At 57.1% G+C, this 17,886-nt stretch carries 13 protein-coding genes; 4 read left to right on the forward strand and 9 right to left on the reverse strand.

Annotated features, from left to right (window positions below; all coding sequences use genetic code 11):
• Positions 1-294: 294 nt before the first annotated feature.
• The 3 genes from AWB78_RS30515 to AWB78_RS30525 all read right to left on the reverse strand — a co-directional run bounded on the left by AWB78_RS30515 (position 295) and on the right by AWB78_RS30525 (position 5,239).
• The gene (locus tag AWB78_RS30515; protein WP_062610352.1) at positions 295-1,242 is read right to left on the reverse strand and encodes a helix-turn-helix domain-containing protein; all 948 of its coding nucleotides are present in this window, start codon (positions 1,240-1,242) and stop codon (positions 295-297) included.
• A gap of 969 nt (positions 1,243-2,211) precedes the next feature.
• Positions 2,212-3,624: a Re/Si-specific NAD(P)(+) transhydrogenase subunit beta gene (gene pntB / locus AWB78_RS30520; RefSeq protein ID WP_062610353.1), complete on the reverse strand. Its 1,413-nt coding sequence runs from the start codon at positions 3,622-3,624 to the stop codon at positions 2,212-2,214.
• A gap of 13 nt (positions 3,625-3,637) precedes the next feature.
• Positions 3,638-5,239: a Re/Si-specific NAD(P)(+) transhydrogenase subunit alpha gene (locus tag AWB78_RS30525; RefSeq protein ID WP_062610354.1), complete on the reverse strand. Its 1,602-nt coding sequence runs from the start codon at positions 5,237-5,239 to the stop codon at positions 3,638-3,640.
• A 464-nt stretch (positions 5,240-5,703) separates the two neighbouring features.
• Between AWB78_RS30525 and AWB78_RS45410 the strand changes: the two genes are divergently transcribed.
• Positions 5,704-6,276, forward strand: coding sequence for an SDR family NAD(P)-dependent oxidoreductase (locus AWB78_RS45410; protein WP_198399385.1), 573 nt, complete (start codon positions 5,704-5,706; stop codon positions 6,274-6,276).
• A 200-nt stretch (positions 6,277-6,476) separates the two neighbouring features.
• Here AWB78_RS45410 and AWB78_RS30530 read toward each other — a convergent pair whose 3' ends face one another.
• The gene (locus AWB78_RS30530; RefSeq protein WP_082883476.1) at positions 6,477-8,072 is read right to left on the reverse strand and encodes a carboxylesterase/lipase family protein; all 1,596 of its coding nucleotides are present in this window, start codon (positions 8,070-8,072) and stop codon (positions 6,477-6,479) included.
• Positions 8,073-8,342: 270 nt separating this feature from the next.
• On the reverse strand, positions 8,343-9,701 hold the full coding sequence (locus AWB78_RS30535) for an MFS transporter (RefSeq protein ID WP_062610356.1): 1,359 nt from the start codon (positions 9,699-9,701) through the stop codon (positions 8,343-8,345).
• Between the two features lie 439 nt (positions 9,702-10,140).
• Here AWB78_RS30535 and AWB78_RS30540 point away from each other — a divergent pair, with 439 nt between their 5' ends.
• Together AWB78_RS30540 and AWB78_RS30545 are read left to right on the forward strand one after the other, a co-directional pair.
• Positions 10,141-11,316, forward strand: a complete 1,176-nt coding sequence (locus AWB78_RS30540; protein WP_062610357.1) for a porin — start codon at positions 10,141-10,143, stop codon at positions 11,314-11,316.
• A 124-nt stretch (positions 11,317-11,440) separates the two neighbouring features.
• Complete coding sequence (locus AWB78_RS30545) at positions 11,441-12,211, forward strand: SDR family NAD(P)-dependent oxidoreductase (protein WP_062610358.1); 771 nt, start codon at positions 11,441-11,443, stop codon at positions 12,209-12,211.
• 662 nt (positions 12,212-12,873) lie between these two features.
• Here AWB78_RS30545 and AWB78_RS30550 read toward each other — a convergent pair.
• Positions 12,874-13,776 (reverse strand): LysR family transcriptional regulator, encoded by a 903-nt coding sequence (locus tag AWB78_RS30550; RefSeq protein WP_062610359.1) that lies wholly within the window; start codon positions 13,774-13,776, stop codon positions 12,874-12,876.
• A gap of 115 nt (positions 13,777-13,891) precedes the next feature.
• On the opposite strand from AWB78_RS30550, the gene AWB78_RS30555 reads away from it, so the two are divergent.
• Positions 13,892-14,302, forward strand: a complete 411-nt coding sequence (locus AWB78_RS30555) for a (R)-mandelonitrile lyase (RefSeq protein ID WP_062610360.1) — start codon at positions 13,892-13,894, stop codon at positions 14,300-14,302.
• A 692-nt stretch (positions 14,303-14,994) separates the two neighbouring features.
• Here AWB78_RS30555 and AWB78_RS30560 read toward each other — a convergent pair.
• The 3 genes from AWB78_RS30560 to AWB78_RS44010 all read right to left on the reverse strand — a co-directional run.
• The gene (locus tag AWB78_RS30560; RefSeq protein WP_062610361.1) at positions 14,995-15,396 is read right to left on the reverse strand and encodes a GlcG/HbpS family heme-binding protein; all 402 of its coding nucleotides are present in this window, start codon (positions 15,394-15,396) and stop codon (positions 14,995-14,997) included.
• Positions 15,397-15,443: 47 nt separating this feature from the next.
• The gene (locus AWB78_RS30565; protein ID WP_074173570.1) at positions 15,444-17,057 is read right to left on the reverse strand and encodes an MmgE/PrpD family protein; all 1,614 of its coding nucleotides are present in this window, start codon (positions 17,055-17,057) and stop codon (positions 15,444-15,446) included.
• A 613-nt stretch (positions 17,058-17,670) separates the two neighbouring features.
• Positions 17,671-17,886 (reverse strand): transposase (locus AWB78_RS44010; protein ID WP_157697675.1); only part of this gene is annotated, 216 nt, incomplete at its 5' end.

Here is a 17,886-nt window from a genome sequence, read left to right on the forward strand (position 1 = left end):
CAAAAGAGTGGCAATTCAGGTAGTTTGCATCATGCGGTTCACGTCTTTGGTCCACGTGGTATTCGGGCTGAAGGCGGGAAAGCATCAGGACATTAGCCCTTTATACATCCGTGAGCGAATCTGTACGACGAGGCCTCGCTGCTTGGACCGCTCGGATTGGGGTGACATGCTGGTGCTTGCTAGCGATGTCTCGCAGCTCGCGCCGCGCATAAGAGGCAGTTCACTTATCGATAGCGCGGCCGCGAAACCCGCGTAGGATGCGGCTGACCTGGCAACATTCCCACCGCATGTCAATTACGCCTGCTGTTTAACCAGCACGTGAGGCGCAACCCCGTAAGTCTTCTTGAAGACACGACTGAAGTGAGACAAGTCGCTGAAGCCGCAGGCAATAGCCACATCAGCAATGCGTTTCGAGCGTCCTTCTAAAATCCACACGTGACTTGCTTCCAATCGCTTCTGCCATAACCACCGCACAGCTGTCGTTCCGTGCGATGCGAAGACTCGGTTCAGGGTGCGCCGCGACACGCCTATCGCGTTAGAAAGTTTATCTACGTCAAGCTCCGGGTCGCCCAAATTTGCCTCAATGTGCTTTTTGGCCCGATGTAATACGTCTTCGTGTCTATTAAGAAGACTCTTAACTCCGTGAAACTCAGTTTCGATAGATGCGGCCAGCATGTCGATGACCGACGATGCCAGTTTCGACGCAGCACAGGGTTCGAGGTCTGCGTTTACATTCGCCGCACCCCAGATGACGGTGCCGGCCAACGATCCCATCGCCGAGTTACCGTCGAGCGCCATCGCAGTGAGGTTTTCGACGTCCGGCAATCGACAGAGCATCTGCTTGCGGGGAATCTTCAGTAAAATGATTCGATAGTCGGTTGAAAAATTGTATTTGTATGCCTTTGCTGTGTCGCAGAGAAGGATGTCCCCGGCGTCTTGGGAAGTTTGACGGCCATTTTGTTCAAACGACGCACGGCCCTCAACTAAAAGGCTAGCCAGAATATCATCGCTGGGATTGCGGCTGAGAGCGGCGGGCGTCCTGATGTACTGCAAGCCCGATGCCGCAATGTCACCCACGCCTAGCAACCCTATCGGCTTTTGGGTGACACGTGCATGGAACCGGTCGGAAGAATCCGCGAAGAAGGGGCGGTCCACGTCGCAGTAGAAGCGTGAAAGGAACTCGTGATAGCAGGTGAGTCGTCGAGAAGACTGCACGACCGAAGTGTCGAATTCTTCAATCATTGCTTCAATAAGAGCGATACGTTGTCTGGCCGAACTTTCCTCCGCGACAATAAATCGGGAAATTTCATCTGGCTATTCGAGCAAACCCGGGGAGCCCTGCGGTGGGTGACCTACCTCCGTGGACAGTTAAGGAAGCACCTGATCGAAAGACCAACTGCTCGATGCGCCGATGCAGTGGATATCGTGCAATCACCTGAGTCGCCAGAGCGTACAGGCGAAGAGTTCCGCGTTGCACTCGCCCAAAGCCTTATTAGATATCCTTATGATGAGGATCAGGTTCCCGAGATTTGGACCGACTCCCCAACCGCGACGGGATTTGCGCCTTTGTTCGTTTAACTGCGGATTGTATGCGCCGTTACTATCCCCGGAGTCGGTACCGGAGCTAACGCCAAGAGTAATGAAATGGACGCCCCACCCCGAACGGCGTCAATCTGCTTAGGTGGAAGAAATCCAGCGGCGGCAAGAACGTGCTGAAGTCCGTTGAAAACGCTCGATCTTGAACCTGAGATTTCGGCTGATCGCCGCGGCGTGGTTTTTGGTCTCGACCACGGGAACGGCTTGGTCGATTGTATGATTTAAGCACGGCGCACTTGAGTCATACTTCTGGTCGACTCTTCGTGCAGACGACGCCAGGAGGTTAAAGACCTTCCACGATGGATTCAACCGCATTCACGCGATCGCCCACCAAAAGCTGCTGGCGCATCCGGCGTCCCGCCTCGAACTGACGACGGCCGATTTTACGAGAGGTTGAAGGCGCAGCTCTAAGGGCAAGCACCTGCCGGCACCGTCGTCGCGGGCGCGAGAACATGCTGCCGCATGCGTAGGCATCGGCTCGCACTTCCTGTGCGCCACACGCGGCGGCGATCAGCCCCTTCCGGGCGTCGACAACGCCATTGTCGACGCCCAGCTGAGCGTTACGACCCTCCTCGACCTCGCTTCGGTGTTCTTCCGAGCTCCGCTTCGCCGCGCTCAGGCTTTCAACACCCCGAAGATCTCACTCAACATCATCTTGGCATCGCCGAACAGCATGCGATTGTTGTCCTTGTAGAAGAGCGGGTTGTCCACGCCGGCATAGCCCGAGGCCATGCTGCGTTTCATCACGATCGAGGTCTTGGCCTTCCAGACCTCCAGCACCGGCATGCCGGCGATCGGGCTCGCCGGGTCCTCCTGCGCAGCCGGGTTCACGATGTCGTTCGCGCCGATAACCATTGACACGTCCGCCTCGCGGAAGTCAGCGTTGATCTCGTCCATCTCCATCACGATGTTGTAGGGCACCTTCGCTTCGGCCAGCAGCACGTTCATGTGGCCCGGCATGCGACCCGCCACCGGATGAATCGCGAACCGCACATCGACGCCCTTTTCGCGCAACAGCCTGGTGAGTTCGAACACCGTGTGCTGGGCCTGCGCCACGGCCATGCCGTAGCCGGGCACGATGATTACGCTCTTCGCATCGCGCAGCAGCTCGGCGGTTTCGGCGGCGCTCACTGCCACCACCTCGCCGGCCGGCTGCGCACCGGCGCCCACCGGTGCCGATACGCCGCTACCGGTACCGAAGCCGCCGGCAATCACGCTGATGAAGTTGCGATTCATCGCGCGGCACATGATGTACGACAGGATCGCGCCCGACGAGCCCACCAGCGCGCCGATCACGATCAACAGGTCGTTGCTGAGCATGAAGCCGGTGGCCGCCGCCGCCCAGCCTGAGTAGCTGTTGAGCATCGACACCACCACGGGCATGTCGGCGCCGCCAATCGCCATCACCATGTGCACACCGAACAGCAGCGAAATCGCCGCCATCACGACGAGCGCCGTCATGCCATCCTGAATCGTCTCTGCATGCAGGAACGTACGGCCGAACACGATCACCACCAGCAGCGCGGCGAGGTTCAGCCAGTGCCGTGCCGGTAGCAGCAGCGGTTTGCCTCCGATCTTGCCCGACAGCTTGCCGAACGCAATGACCGAGCCCGCGAAAGTCACCGCACCGATCAGGATGCCCACATAAATCTCGACTTCGTGGATCGCCTTCTCGGCGCCGGCGAACTGCACGGAGGTGTCGATATAGCTGGCGAAGCCCACCAGGCAGGCCGCCAGGCCAACCAGGCTGTGCATCAGCGCGACCAGCTCGGGCATCTGCGTCATCTGCACCTTCTTCGCGGCGAACAGGCCGACCGCGCCGCCGACGACCAGCGCAGCGAGAACGTACGGAATGCCTTCGGCCGACACGCGCGGACCGAGCACGGTGGCCAGCACCGCGATGAGCATGCCAATCATGCCGAGCAGGTTTCCGCGGCGCGCGGTTTCGGGATTGGCCAGTCCGCCAAGGCTCAGGATGAAGAGAATTGCCGCGCCGATATAGGAGACGGTAGTCAGGTTGGAAGTCATCGTTGTCGTCCCCTTATTTGCGGAACATCGCCAGCATGCGCCGCGTCACCGCGAAGCCGCCGAACATGTTGACGGCCGTGAGTGCCAACGCGCCCACGGCCAAGCCCAGGATCAGCCCCGACGGCCGGTCTCCTGCGCCTGCGGTCAGTTCGCCCAGCGGTGGTGCGATCTGCACGAGCGCACCGATGGCGATGATCGACGAGATCGCGTTGGTCACGCTCATCAGCGGCGTGTGCAGCGACGGCGTGACATTCCAGATCACCATGTAGCCGATGAAGCAGGCCAGCACGAACACCGTGAAGTGCGACAGGAACGTGGCCGGCGCAAACAGCCCCACCAGCAAGAACGCCAGTGCACCGATGCCGAACACGACGGCCAGCGACCTCGCCGACATCGGCTCGCTCTGGCCGTGGCCGTTGCTCTTTTTGGGCGCGGCCACTGCCGGCGCGGCTGACTGAGGCTTGGGGGCGACGGCCGGCTGCTTGATCGGCGGAGGCGGCCAGGTGATGTTGCCTTCCTTGATGACCGTGAGGCCACGGATGGCGTCATCGTCGAAGTCGACGTTGATCGTGCCGTCCTTGGTCTTGCACAGTTCCTCGACCACGCGCAGCAGGTTGTTGCCATACAACGTGGACGACTGCCGCGCCAGGCGCGAGGCGAGATCCGTGTAGCCGACGATCGTCACGCCGTGACGCACCACGGCCTCGCCGGGCACGGTCAATTCGCAGTTGCCGCCTTGCTCCGCTGCCATGTCCACGATCACGCTGCCCGGCATCATCGACTGCACCATCTCGGCGGTGATGAGCTTCGGAGCCGGCTTGCCGGGAATCAGTGCGGTCGTGATGATGATGTCCGCGTCCCTGGCCTGCTGCGCGTACATCGCGCGCTGCGCTTGCTGGAAGCCCTCGCTCATGACCTTGGCGTAGCCACCACCGCCCGAGCCTTCCTCGTCGTAGTCCACCTTGACGAATTCGCCACCCAGGGATTTGACCTGGTCGGCCACCTCGGCGCGCGTGTCGTTGGCGCGCACGATCGCACCGAGACTGGCCGCGGTGCCGATTGCAGCCAGGCCCGCGACGCCCGCGCCGGCGATGAAGACCTTGGCAGGCGGGACCTTGCCGGCGGCAGTGACCTGACCGTTCAGGAAGCGGCCGAAAGCATGGGCTGCCTCGATCACCGCACGGTAGCCGCTGATGCCGGCCATCGAGGTGAGCGCGTCCATCTTCTGCGCGCGTGACAGCGTGCGCGGCAGCGAGTCGATGGCTAGTACGGTAGCCCGTTTCGCGGCGAGTTGCTGCATCAATTCGGGATTCTGGGCCGGCCAGACAAAGCCGATCAACGTGCTGCCCTCGCGCATGAGCGCCACTTCCTCGCTGCTCGGGGCGCGCACCTTGAAAACGATATCGCTGCGAGCCCACAGTTCGGCGGCCGACGCCACGACCTCGGCACCGGCCGCGCGATAGTCGTCATCGCCAAAGTTCGCACCTGCTCCGGCGCCGCTTTGCACGGCAACCGACAACCCAAGCTTGATCAGTTTCTCGACCACCTCGGGCACGCTTGCTACACGCCGCTCCCCGGTGGCTGTCTCCTGAGGAATTCCAATCAGAAATGTCATGTTGTCAATTGAGGTAATGGCGATCGCTAGGAACTCTGGTCTGTGCTTCAGCTCTTGTTGCCTAAGGAGCACGAACAATTCCGACACCTCGAGATACCCGCGTGCACTTCGAGGTGTCGGAATTGATCAACGACGGTAAGGAAGAGCAAAGAGTCTGTGGTGCGGTGCAGCAATCGCCATTCTAAGGTGGAGCCGACGTATGTCAATCGTTTGTTTGTGGAAGCCGCCTATGTCTCGAAATCGTATTGGCGAACACCCTATTGTCATGGGCGCTTCCGCACCTTACTAGGTACAAACCCGCACAAGATGTGCGCTCTTGTCGCAATCGTCAAGAATTCGCATACAGCTTGGAGCAACGCACCAAAAGCCAATTGCAATCCCGTCGCCCGATGGCATGCGGGACAAGCCGTCCAGGAGCAATTCGTACGCAAAGTCCAGACGTCGGGCGATTCCCGTTTTATTGAGTGATCCCTTGTCGCGTATATCGAAACAAGCCAGCCATTTCCGAGTTGGTATTGGTCGCCGCGCCGCTTGCCCAAGGTGGGCATGCAGTTGTCCGAAGCGCGAATGCAGAGGAAGCGCAGAAGTCCGGTCACATCGTTACGACTGCGTCCGTAGCCGCGCACAAGGTGTTCCCTTCGTCGGCTGTCTATTCGGCCACCCAGTACGCCGTGCGCGCGTTGTCAAGGGACCTCCTCAAGAAGTTAACCCTACAACATCCGAACCACGCTCATCTCGCCGGGAGCAGTTACGAGGGAGCTTCTTCACCACATCAGCGACGCGGACGTTCAAATAGCCAATCGAGAATACGTCAATCGCGTGGGCATTCCCCAAAGCAGTTACGCCCGAATGTTCGCATTCGCGGTGAGCCAGCCGGACGACGTGGACCGGATGAAGTGATCTTCTGTCGGCGCAAGAACTATAAAGGGCATAGTTTTGCGAATTTCGGAGCGGCTAATACGTCGCTCCGAGTCGGGGCACACCTATTCTTCCGAACTGCCCATACACGGGCCATTCCTCACAGCTCCATTTGCTAGCGCTTGTTCTCAGCTGGCAGACGTGAAAACTCTAGCTGCTATGGCGCGACAACCTTCAATCCGGAGCTACTCAGCTTATCGGCTTCAGATGCCTTCAGCCATTTGCGCGACGTCTGCGCCGACATGCCCACTTCGCTCAGGCCTTGCCTGCCCCTCCTTTGGGTCGAGTTTATACGCGACTCGTTGGCATGCCAGTGGTATCAATAGACGCCAAGGGCGTTCCAAAATGCACAGTGATGATACTTCTCGAAGCCAGCACCGTTGATCACCTGAGGGCCCGGCAGGGAAAATTGTAGTACGTTCGCTTGCTCAGACGTATAGGCCGGCCAGTCTGTCCAGGAAGCACTGCTCGATGTGGTCGTCCAAAATCTCACCATTTCTTCGGACAAGCTCTTTTGCGAAGCGTTGAGCTCGGCCGTTGAACCGTTCCCCCCATGGAAACCGGGGAAGATGTACGCCAACTCGAATGTATGGGCTGCACCGAGCGGGAAGCTAGTCGGGGGAATGTAGGACGGGGCGGTGCGGTCCGCGAACTCGTACGCGTGCACACGGGTTTTTTTAGACGTCCACTTGTTAATGTTCATAGCGGGACAGGAAAACAAATAGTCGGTAGCGACTGCTGCATACGCTTCCGACGGTGAACCATAGTTTGACAGCGGGTATTCGCCTGCCACCGTCGCCGACGTTTCTCCGAACCACGACACGAGGCCAGCTCTGTATCCATCCGCCGTCATTGCCTTTCCGGTAGCATTCTCGGGAAGCGCTGCAAAAAAGGTTCCCTCGTCGCGCGTCGTTCCGTCAATGATCGTTACGTCATTGAATTTCCCTGTGCGCAACGCATCCCCAGGATGCATCGGCATAAAGGTACCGTCGATGATCGTTTGATTGACAATGAACGGATTCTGTAAAGCAAGCACCTGCTTGGCGCTCAGCTTGCGCAAGCAAGCAGCCGATAGATCTCCGCAGCCCGCCGCTGTCGTGAAGTCAGTGCCCAACTTACGAGCGTATTCAACAGGCCGTGAGGCGCCGAAAAACGGATGGCGGATGATTTCCGCGCCACCGCTCATGACAATGGCGTGTTGGAACTTTCCTGCAGCCAAAGGTGAGGTGATCTGCGCGAGAACGCTAGTCCCGCCTGACGACTCACCAGCGATGGTCACATTCTTTGGGTCTCCCCCTAGCGCTGCGATATTGCGTTGAACCCAATCAAGCGCGAACGTCTGATCCATCTGCCCGTAGTTGCCGAACGTATGGCCTTCATTGTCAATGTTTGGTTGGGAAAAAAAGCCCAATACGCCGAGGCGGTAGTTGAACGTTACAACAATAGCCTTTCCGTTGACCACCAAATCGTGCGGATTATAGTCGGCACCCTGACCGACTGTGAGGTTTCCTCCGTGAATCCAGACGAACACCGGCAAAGGCCCGCTAATGCTGGAACGGTCGTCCGGAGCGTAGACGTTCAGATACAAGCAGTCTTCTTCACCGCCGGCCGACGCAAACGCCCCAAGATCAGCATTCTGGGGGCATGAATTGCCGTATCGTGTCGCATCAAATGTCTTTGTCCATCGCTGCGGTGATTGAGGAGGTTGCCACCGCAAATCGCCAACCGGCGGCGCGGCATAAGGCACTCCGATATACGATTTCATCGTCCCATCGTCAAGTCCTTGCATCGGCCCGTTGTCGGTATTCACAATGATTGATGGCGCGCTACGATAACCGTCTCCGCCCCCACATCCTGCGATTGCACCGGCTACTGCTAATGCAGCGATCGACCCAATACGTCTGAACTTGACCATGCTGTCTCCTACTTTTTGGACTATGACCTAAAAACTCATACTGAACGTCCGCGATATCAGCCACTGCCGAACAAGCGAGTGTCAATCGGCAACGTGCGCTAATTATGGAACAATTGATTCGCGGGTATGTACGCCAACGCTAACGCCTACCTAAAGCTAGCGCGAGAAATCCATGACCTATCGAAGAAGATGCGGTCTCTTCGAACATAACCTCGCCGCAATTGGAAGAATCCGCACCGCCACGGGAGTCAAAAACTGCTATCGCATGTTTTATTGGTGCAGCGCGCGAATTTTTTTCGTCCGCTTCAGCGATCGGTGGACCATAAGCGCGACCACTGCTAATACATCCATTGCGGCTACAAAATATAGGCCTCCGTTGAACGTCCCAGTTGCATCTTTCAACAATCCCATAATCCAAAGTCCAGCGAACCCACCTAGTGCGCCAATCGAGTTCACCACCGCAATCCCTGTCGCCATCGCCGCACCGGACATGAATGTAGATGGCAGCGTCCAAAACGCTGAAACGCAACCATAAGCTCCAAACGCTACTGCGCTAAACGCAATCATCTTGATCATCAGGTCAGGGCTCAGTGCAGCTACCGCGAGTCCTGCCGCAGCGATAAGTAGCGGAACGGCGGTGTGGTAATAGCGTTCCTTAGCAATATCCGAACGCCAACCGATTAGAGGTATGCCAATGCTGCCAGCAATGAAAGGAATCGCCGAGATGAGGCCAGCTTTGAAATCGCTCAGCCCAAAAGTCTGGACGATCTGCGGCAGAAAGAAACCAATGCTGTAAACGGTAACAACAACGTTGAACATCACGAAACCGAGAAGCAGAACGCGCATTGAAAGAATCGCCTGTATTACAGAGTAGTGTCGAACGTTTTCCTCTATTTCGCGGTCGTCGGCCGCTAACCGATTGGTCAGCCAAGCAGATTCTTCGCTCGTCAACCATTTTGCGGCGGTCGGGCGGTCAGGCAGGCATTTCAACACAACCCCGGTGAGTATGAGTGCAGGTACTGCCTCGACAATGAACATCCATTGCCAACCTCGAAAACCCCAAAGTCCATCCAGACCAAGCAAGGCGCTGGAGATCGGCGCACCAATAAGAAACGTGACCGGACCTGCTACATTCAAGGCTCCTAACACACGTGCTCGATACTGGGCAGGGAACCACTGCCCGAGATAGTAAACAATTGCTGGCATGAAGCCAGCCTCGGCAGCGCCAAGCAAAGCACGTATTGCATAAAACCCGATGGGTCCTTTGACGAATGCCATCGCTCCCGCAACGAGTCCCCACGTGAACATGATCCTAGCGACCCACCGTCTAACTCCGTACCGCACCATCAAGAGGTTCGAAGGAACCTCCATCGTGAAGTACAGGAGAAAGAACAGTCCGGAGCCGAAGCCGAACATCGACGCGGTCAAGCCGATGTCCTTGTTCATTTGCAACGCCGCTATTCCAGCATTAGTACGATCAAGATAAGCCGTGAAGTAACACAGCATAATGAGTGGGATGAGCCGAGTAGCAGCCTTCGCAATAGTCCGTCGCTCAACGTCCCGCTCCAATTCATGGGCGTCGTCGACTTTAGCAGCAGCTGCTATCGTCCCGTTCTCAAATGACTGCATGTTGTCTCCTGGATCTTTATCGGCTAATTTGCCTTTTTAACAGCCAACGTCCGTGGCGGCCTTCTCGTACTATTTGGTTACGAACGGGACAATCTGCACCGAACTCTGTCATTAAGACAGTTCATATGTGGTGGCGACCAAAAACAACACGCTAGGGCCTCAAGCACCGCTTCATACCAATCCGCGAACCTCACCGCGTTAGCCGGCCTGTCTCCGTGCTCGAAGTATAGCGAGGAAATCTTCCTTCAATTCATGCTCAGCTGCATAAGGCTATCCCGATATTGGCACCTAGTCGCATCAATATCCGCAGGTTAGATTCGTATTAGGTGATATATGCGCGTTTCGCGCACAAGCTCGACGTTTGAGCCCGGAGGGCCGCGCGTGGCTTGCATCCCTGCCAATAGAGACATAAGACGATACACAACGCCGGAGACGAGCAATGAGAAAGGCAGCTACAGCCATCGGACTAGCTATTGCATTTAGTTCATCCGCTTACGCGCAAAGTTCCGTAACGCTGTACGGGGTTCTTGATGAAGGGTTGATGTACTTGAGTAACACCGGGGGACCCAACGGTGGCAAGCGCATCTTCTTGGATTCTTTAACTGGAATCTATGGAAGCCGGTGGGGTTTGCTTGGCAACGAGGACCTTGGTGGCGGGATGAAGGCAATCTTTCAAATCGAGTCCGGCGTCAACCTCAACAACGGTCAGTTCGGTCAGGGTGGAACCGCATTCGGTAGGCAGGCATATGTGGGCCTGAGCAGCACTCGTTATGGGTCTCTTACGCTCGGGCGTCAGTACGACATGATCTTTTACTTTGCTGAGCCTCTCACGGCGGCGGGATTGATCGGATCAGTCGTTTTCACGCACCCAGGCGATCTAGATAACACAGCTAACTCGGTGCGCGTTAACAACACGGTGCGCTATATGAGCCCTACCGTCGCGGGACTTTCCTTCGGCGGCGCATACTCCGTCGGCGGTGTCCCGGGTAACACGACGGCCAACAGTGGATACTCGATAGGTGTCGGCTTTGCAGGTGGACCGGTCAAGCTTGGAGCAGCGTTCGAATACTTCAAGAATCCTACGTCTTCAATGCCCGGTTCTGGTTTCTTTACAGGAAACGCTAACGGGGCATCGCAACTTAGTCAATCTCTCAACAGCGGGTACGTCAGTGCATCCGCTTACCAAGTTGCTATCGTAGCCGGGACTTATACGCTCGGACCGGTTACTTTTGCCGCCTCTGCTTCAAATGTTCAATACGCCAATCTGAGCCCCGCGCTATCGGGAGCGACCGCGCGTTTCAATGACATAGATGCAGGCGTGCAGTATTTCTTCACACCGTCTGTGATTCTCTCGGCCGCGTATAACTATACGGTCGGAAAAGGCGTCACGGCGGCGAACGGCGCCACTTTAGGTAACCAGCATTACCACGAGGTCATGGCAATGGCTGATTATTTGCTTTCCAAACGCACCGACGTGTATCTCGGCGCCGGTTGGCAAAAGGCGTCGGGAACGTCGTCTACGGGAAAACCTGCGGTTGCCGACTTTGGCAACCTTGGAGATTCTTCTAATAACAGACAAGTGATCGTGCGCGCAGCACTCAGGCATCGATTTTAGAATGTCAAGGCGTCTACAGGACGCGGCCAAGTGACGCGCTTCGTAGTACGAGGTTCCCAGCTAGCCCCATGTTAGCCATTAAGCATGCGTCAAGTATCACCAACACTCTAAATAGGATTTTATTATGAACAGATTTGCGGATAAAACATTCATTGTGACCGGTGCGGGCAGCGGTATCGGGGAGGCCTGCGTTCGCAGGTTAGTAAGCGAGGGAGGAAACGTTGTAGCCGCAGACCTTCAAAGTGAGAATCTGGAGCGAGTAACGTCGGACCTGCCTGCGGAAAGAATACTGGCAGTGACGGTGGACGTTTCGGATCGCGCACAGGTCGATAGCTTGGTAACGCAAACTATGGATCGTTTCGGAGTACCGTTCGGACTTGTTAACTCAGCAGGGATACGGGGAGTTGGCACTGTTCTAGATTTCGATCCACTATCATGGCACCGAGTGCTTAGCGTCAACCTCGAAGGTACTGTGAACGTATGCGAGTCCTTCTGTCGCGCTCTGACAAAATCGAGTGCACGCGGAGCGATTGTGAATGTTAGCTCGGCTGCAGGCGTGATGGCGATTCAAAACCGCTTCGGATACGTCACTTCGAAGTTTGGTGTCTGCGGCGCGACTCGTGCAATGGCTCTCGATCTAGCAGGCTTCGGCATAAGAGCGAACGCTGTTGCGCCTGGAACTATTCGTACACCGATGACTGCGACTACGTTCGCCAACGAGGAAGACGCTCAGCGAGTCAGAACGTCGCAGCCACTCGGTCGCGAAGGGACGCCTGAAGAGGTGGCTGCGGCCATCGCCTTTTTGTTGTCCGATGATGCGAGTTTTATTACCGGCGTTGTGCTACCGGTCGACGGCGGATTCAGCACTGGAGTGCCGGCTAATACGAAACACTAAACGTAATCAACGGGCCTGCACCGACACATCTCAGCGCTACCGTCCGCCGGCGTTGCTATCACAGATGCGCACGCCGGCGCGATATTTTTTTGTAGTCTGAATACCTGCGAGGATGCTGACGTCATTCCTAAATAGGAAAGCAGTCGAGGAGCCACGGGAGCGCGGGGATCAGGTTGCGAGACCTGGCAAGAGTAATGCGTGCGCGACCGTGACGGTCAGCGTCGAAGCTCCGGGGACAACGTACCATCCTTATGTGCGACTCAACCGGGCGACCGAAAAGGAGTCGACATTGCCAGCAGTCGGGCGGCGCGGAGGGCCAGGAGCGCTCGTCAGGCGGTCGGGTTGGTAACGGATCCACAAACTGCTCTCGGTAAAGAATTCGCGCCCCCGTTCGCCAGTTCGCTTCCACGCGGACGAGCGTTGATCCGAATGCCCTAGGTAGGGAAGTTCGGTCGCAACCTAGAGCTGAGTCGCTGAGCGATAGGCGGCTCGTATCAGCCTAGGATCGGCGCGCTATTCGAGTAACTCACAATAAGAAGCTCGACAACTTACGAACCGAAACGCTCCTCGGAAAGACTTCAACGGCACAGAGGATTTCGGGAAGAATAAGGAGAATGCGATCGAGCGCGCCGCAATTTCACTTGTGGCATGCCATCGATTAGTCATGGCGCGGGATGCTGATATCCCGTCTTTAGGGCGTCCACAACGAGCTCGACGGCTCGCGAGGACTTACGGCGACAGGAATAATAGACGTGATACCCGACGAACGTGGGAAACCAGTCCTCCAGCACCCAACGCAAGCGCCCGGCCCGGACGTGCGCCTCAGCAAGCTCCTTAGGAATGTATGCGAGTCCGAAGCCGGCAAGTGCTGCGTCAGTCATCTGATAGACATTATTGAAGACCAGCTGGCCCTCCACCCGAACATGCAATTCACGCCGTCCCTTGCGCAACTCCCAAGGAAGCAGAGAATCTCTAGTCGGCAATCTAAGATTAATGCAGTTGTGCAGCATGAGCTCCTGGGGTGTTTTCGCAGGCGGCGTTGTTTTCAGATAGGCGGGAGAGGCAACTATCGCCATAGTCATATCCGGCGCGATGCGCACTGCAACCATGTCTTTCGCAACTTGGTCGCCAAGTCGCACGCCGATGTCATACCGATCCGCGACGATGTCGGCTAGTCCGTAATCGCTCACAAGCTCAACATGCAGTTCGGGATACTGGCGCAGCAGCGGCTGCAACCTGGGCCAGACATAGGCGTTCGCCGCATAGTCCGTGGTCGTAATTCTCACCGTCCCACCGGGGCGATTCGTCATCGCGCGCAAGGAGTCCACCTCGGCCTCGATCTCCTCGAAGCGCGGTCGGATTGCGGAAATCAACCGCTCTCCGGCGTCTGTCGGAGAAACACTGCGGGTCGTTCGACTCACCAATTGCATGCCGATCCGCTTTTCAAGGGCTGCCACTGTGCGACTTAACGCGGACTGTGAGACGCCCAGCTGCGCAGCTGCTCGCGTGAAGCTGCGCTCGCGGGCAACAGTCATAAAGCCAACTAAATCGTTGAAATCTTCCAATCGATGCTCCGCTGCACAAAGGTAATCCGATATTGCCACCTAGTCGCATCAATCGCCAGCGGTTAGATTAGCATTTGGTGTCTTATGCGTTTGACTTCATATACAAGGAACGACCATGGAACTGAAACGCGCAGGCTCTCAGCCATCGGTGAAAGGACCGGATGAATGGTTCACCGGCAACGTGCGGATTGATCCGCTGAACGCTCCACCGCCAACCGCGCGGGTTTCGTGTGCAACTGTTACGTTTGAGCCCGGGGCGTGCACCGCGTGGCACACGCATCCGCTCGGCCAAACGTTAGTAGTGACGGCAGGCTGCGGCTGGACACAGTGCGAAGGCGAGTCGCGCATCGAAATTCGCCCTAGCAACGTGATCTGGTGCCCGCCGGGTCATAAACACTGGCACGAGGCGACATCGACGACGGCGATGACGCACATCGCCATCCAAGAAACACTGGGCGGCAAGAACGTTGAATGGCTCGACAAGGTAACTGACGAGCAGTATCTCGGAACTATTAAGCAAAATTGATGAAATTCAGATGTGCCCTCCTTTTCTCCACCTTGTCATTTGCGCCCGTGGTCGCGTCGGCTGTCGCCTTCGAACCCGCTGGAATATCGATCATGCATAGCGAATAGTAGCCCTCAGCGCAGGCAGGAATACAGCGCTTCACGCGCCGAGTTCACATCGCTCCGCAACTTCAACCGACACCGCCCTCGCGTCTCTCAGGCGGGTACGGTCACATCGCACCTGCAGGAGGCGCTTGATGGTGCCAACTTCACTGGCTTGCCCAGGTCACGAATGAGGAATGTTGCACCCATGACCAACATCTTTGCCGGCTTTGCGCGGTGATCAGGGCCGAAACACTCCGGGCACGACGAGGTTGGGTGTCGTTGCCGATTCGGCGCAAACCATGGGTCTGGCCCCAGTCTCACGTGGCCGACCCGGCGCGCCAGTCGGTCCAAACATTTGACGACTGCGCCGGCTGTGTCCGTCGTGTCGGAACAACGCTGACAGATGCAACGGTCACCCATCTGCGTGTTCGCTAGTCCACTACGCAGAATGGGAAAACATAGGAAGGTAACCTTTGCACGGGACGCGCAGCCGAGCCACAGTTTACATAGATGTCGAAGTCTCAGCGTCTTCCGACCAGAGATAGTCAGCCATCGAGACGACGGGTTTGCTTGCGCCCCGAGAGATGAACGCTCCGTGCGGCGAGCGCATCAGGAGATTGCCACGGCCCCAGCCTTCGCCGTTTGTGCATCCTGCTCAGGCTTTACCCCTGACACGCCGACGGCTCCAACGATTTCACCATTTACTAGCACCGGCACCCCACCTTCCAGCGCACCCTTAAGCTGAGCGCTCAAGAACGCAGCGCGGCCGCCATTGATCATTTCCTCGTACAAACGGGATTCGCGTCGCCCGAGTGCAGACGTTCGTGCCTTCTCGACGGCAATTTGCGCGCTGATGGGAGCGCCTCCGTCTAGCCGCAGCATTCCAAGCAAGTGCCCGCCGTCGTCTACAACAGCGATGGCAACAGGCCAATTATTCTTCTCCGCCTCTGCGCGCGCCGCCTGCAGGATTTGAGTGGTTTCTCGAATCGTCAAAACAGCTTTGGTCTTCATGTACTCTCCTAAAAGTTCATCAAGGCAGACTGATGTTTCGCATAGACTCAGCTCTTCGGCCACAAGGACAGCTTCGGCGGCTCGTTCGAATCCGCGCGAAGCAAAGGACCGAGCACGCGGATATCTGGTTCCTGCTCCAATCTCAGAATTGTTGCAATCAGCGAATCCGCACGCGCCGAACCCAGCACCGGCTCTACCAAGCTTCGGGCCTTCTTCGAAGCCCATTCTCGCGTATAAGGGTGGTTCGGGACGCCCGGCCCAGGAGACACCGACTCCTGTGCGAGGCGTGTGCCGTCGGATAGGACGATCTGAATGGCGGGATCGTTGGACGTGTCTGACCCGTGGTCAGCTCCTGTGGCGCCGATCACTGACCTTTGCTGAGGGTCCCCCGCGGTTCGCCGGACAATCTTAATCAACGATCGCAGCCTTACCACCTCAGGATCTGTCAAACGGCTGTAGTCGTGAATTGACTTAAACGTCAGGCTACCGTCGGCAAGCATCAGCGCTACCGCATGTTGAAGGTTGACGTCAGGTGGACCGCTATTATCGGTAATCGATCCGGGCGACCAGTAGGAAACGACGATCTCGTTGATCTGCCGGGAGTCAATCGGACCGTGCTTCCGAAGAAGAACATCCAACGCGTCCAACGGTGCCGCTATTGGACCGCCAACAGGCCAGTGCTTGAACAATGCCTTCCGAATATAGAAGTCCTCCCCGAGCTTGTAATTAAGAAGCTCTGGCTTGGCTGAGCCTGAGTAGGCGGAGAAGAAGGTCACGTCACCTGACATGATGTCACCGACGCCGTTGAACCCTGAGAGAACGAGCAAAGCCGAGGTAACACCGTTGCGCGCGCCCATGCCACCGTTCATGAAAGCTTTCTCAATGTGATCCGGGTCGCGGCGAAAATCGTCGATTCCGGAGCATTGCTGCGCGGCGTACGCGAGCGCCCACCTGGTCTGCTCTTCGGTCAAGCTACCGGCGCAGATCGCCGCCGCTGCGGCGCCCCAGTTGCCGCCCATACTATTTGTTGGCGAACGAAAATCCATCTTGACACCGGTGGCTTGCATAACTCTCGACCCGATGTCGTACCCCAAAGCGACCGCCCGGAGAAAGTGGTTCCCGCTGATTCCGTACTTCTCGCCAACCGCGAGCGCAGCAGGGATTACGTTGCAACCCGGGTGCCACGGGCCGACCAAGACGTCATCGGTCTCGTCAGCGTGACCCATGGTACCGTTGGCAAGGGCGGCGGTCACCGGATCGCACGCCGACAGCGCTCCGACAACCGTCGATGTCGGCTTGCCACCGAACTCTTGAGCGAAACGAATAGCTGCGCGCCCTGCCTTGAGCTGAGAACCTGAGACAATCGCCCCAAGGGTGTCCAGCAACGCCCACTTCGTCATCTCCAGTACATCTCGAGGAAGAGGCAGATTTCGCGCATTGCTGACGTAGGTACTGAACGTTGCTGTCAGTTGACTTACGGGAGAATCGGCTGCGGTTCCATTGCTATTAGCGCCCTGAGGCACTGTGCGATTCTGTGCATAGACACCCTTGCTGGTCAGCGCTGCCGCTGATGCTGCCAAGAGTCCACCAATACTCTGGATAGCGCGGCGGCGTTCGGCAAAAAAATTATTGGAAACCCCATCCTCCTGTTCGCTCGTCATACCGTCTCCTTTTAAGCGTATGTGCCGTCAGCGACCTCATGATTACCGCCTTAGCGGGGCATATTGAATATCAAATTATATGCAGTCCTAGTTGTACCGACTCTTCTTCGACCGCTAAGCACCTTTGCTACTTAAGCAAAGCCATTCTCTTTCTCGCTCGTGTATCGTCGAAGAACCGTCTATTGCCCATCATCGTATTGAACCGTAGTCGACAAGGCCCCCTGCGGTCGCGGACGCTACAGCCACGCAGATGCATACTGCGTTCCTTTTCGCGTTCACTTGCCGCGTAAAACCGCTCTCGCGTCATCTCAGACCCTCCTAAACACGAATCATATCTAGGGGAAGCATATGCCATCGGAGACAATGGACGGCCCCATCACCCTCGCACGGCAGGGAAGCTTTTACGTCGGCGGACGGCAAGTTACAGCAACTGGCATTTTTGAATCGATGTCTGCGATGCCCCCTAGGAATCCGCGCGGCAGACAGAATTTGAGCTGCCGGTACTGACGCCACATCGTGCGGGCGTCAACGCCGATTGCGGTTTGGCCCGCCATTGCGCGCAAAAGTGGCTTTCCCGGCGGCGAAATCAGGGCAATGTTGTCCCCTTCGGGACTTACGCAGGCGTCATTTTCGACATTCTGCGTAGGTTCAGCGCCGCGCAGACGAGTTTCCATTCGGCCTGTGCCTTGGCCAGTCCACGCATGCTGAATTGTCGAAATCCGAGAACGCTCTTTACCCAGGCATTCGGCGGTTCGGACAGCCATTTGCGCTTTCGATAGGCCGCCTGAGTTTGCGCACAAGTAAACTTGTCGGCCATCGCGGCGCATAG

Origin of the sequence: Caballeronia calidae (assembly GCF_900044055.2) — a bacterium.
GTDB classification, from domain to species: domain Bacteria; phylum Pseudomonadota; class Gammaproteobacteria; order Burkholderiales; family Burkholderiaceae; genus Caballeronia; species Caballeronia calidae.

Excerpts from the sequence above, each read along its gene's own strand:
- AWB78_RS30515 (WP_062610352.1), bottom strand. The coding sequence starts at position 1,242 with ATGATTGAAGAATTCGACACTTCGGTCGTGCAGTCTTCTCGACGACTC.
- pntB (WP_062610353.1), bottom strand. The coding sequence starts at position 3,624 with ATGACTTCCAACCTGACTACCGTCTCCTATATCGGCGCGGCAATTCTC.
- AWB78_RS30525 (WP_062610354.1), bottom strand. The coding sequence starts at position 5,239 with ATGACATTTCTGATTGGAATTCCTCAGGAGACAGCCACCGGGGAGCGG.
- AWB78_RS30530 (WP_082883476.1), bottom strand. The coding sequence starts at position 8,072 with ATGGTCAAGTTCAGACGTATTGGGTCGATCGCTGCATTAGCAGTAGCC.
- AWB78_RS30535 (WP_062610356.1), bottom strand. The coding sequence starts at position 9,701 with ATGCAGTCATTTGAGAACGGGACGATAGCAGCTGCTGCTAAAGTCGAC.
- AWB78_RS30540 (WP_062610357.1), top strand. The coding sequence starts at position 10,141 with ATGAGAAAGGCAGCTACAGCCATCGGACTAGCTATTGCATTTAGTTCA.
- AWB78_RS30545 (WP_062610358.1), top strand. The coding sequence starts at position 11,441 with ATGAACAGATTTGCGGATAAAACATTCATTGTGACCGGTGCGGGCAGC.
- AWB78_RS30555 (WP_062610360.1), top strand. The coding sequence starts at position 13,892 with ATGGAACTGAAACGCGCAGGCTCTCAGCCATCGGTGAAAGGACCGGAT.
- AWB78_RS30560 (WP_062610361.1), bottom strand. The coding sequence starts at position 15,396 with ATGAAGACCAAAGCTGTTTTGACGATTCGAGAAACCACTCAAATCCTG.
- AWB78_RS30565 (WP_074173570.1), bottom strand. The coding sequence starts at position 17,057 with ATGACGAGCGAACAGGAGGATGGGGTTTCCAATAATTTTTTTGCCGAA.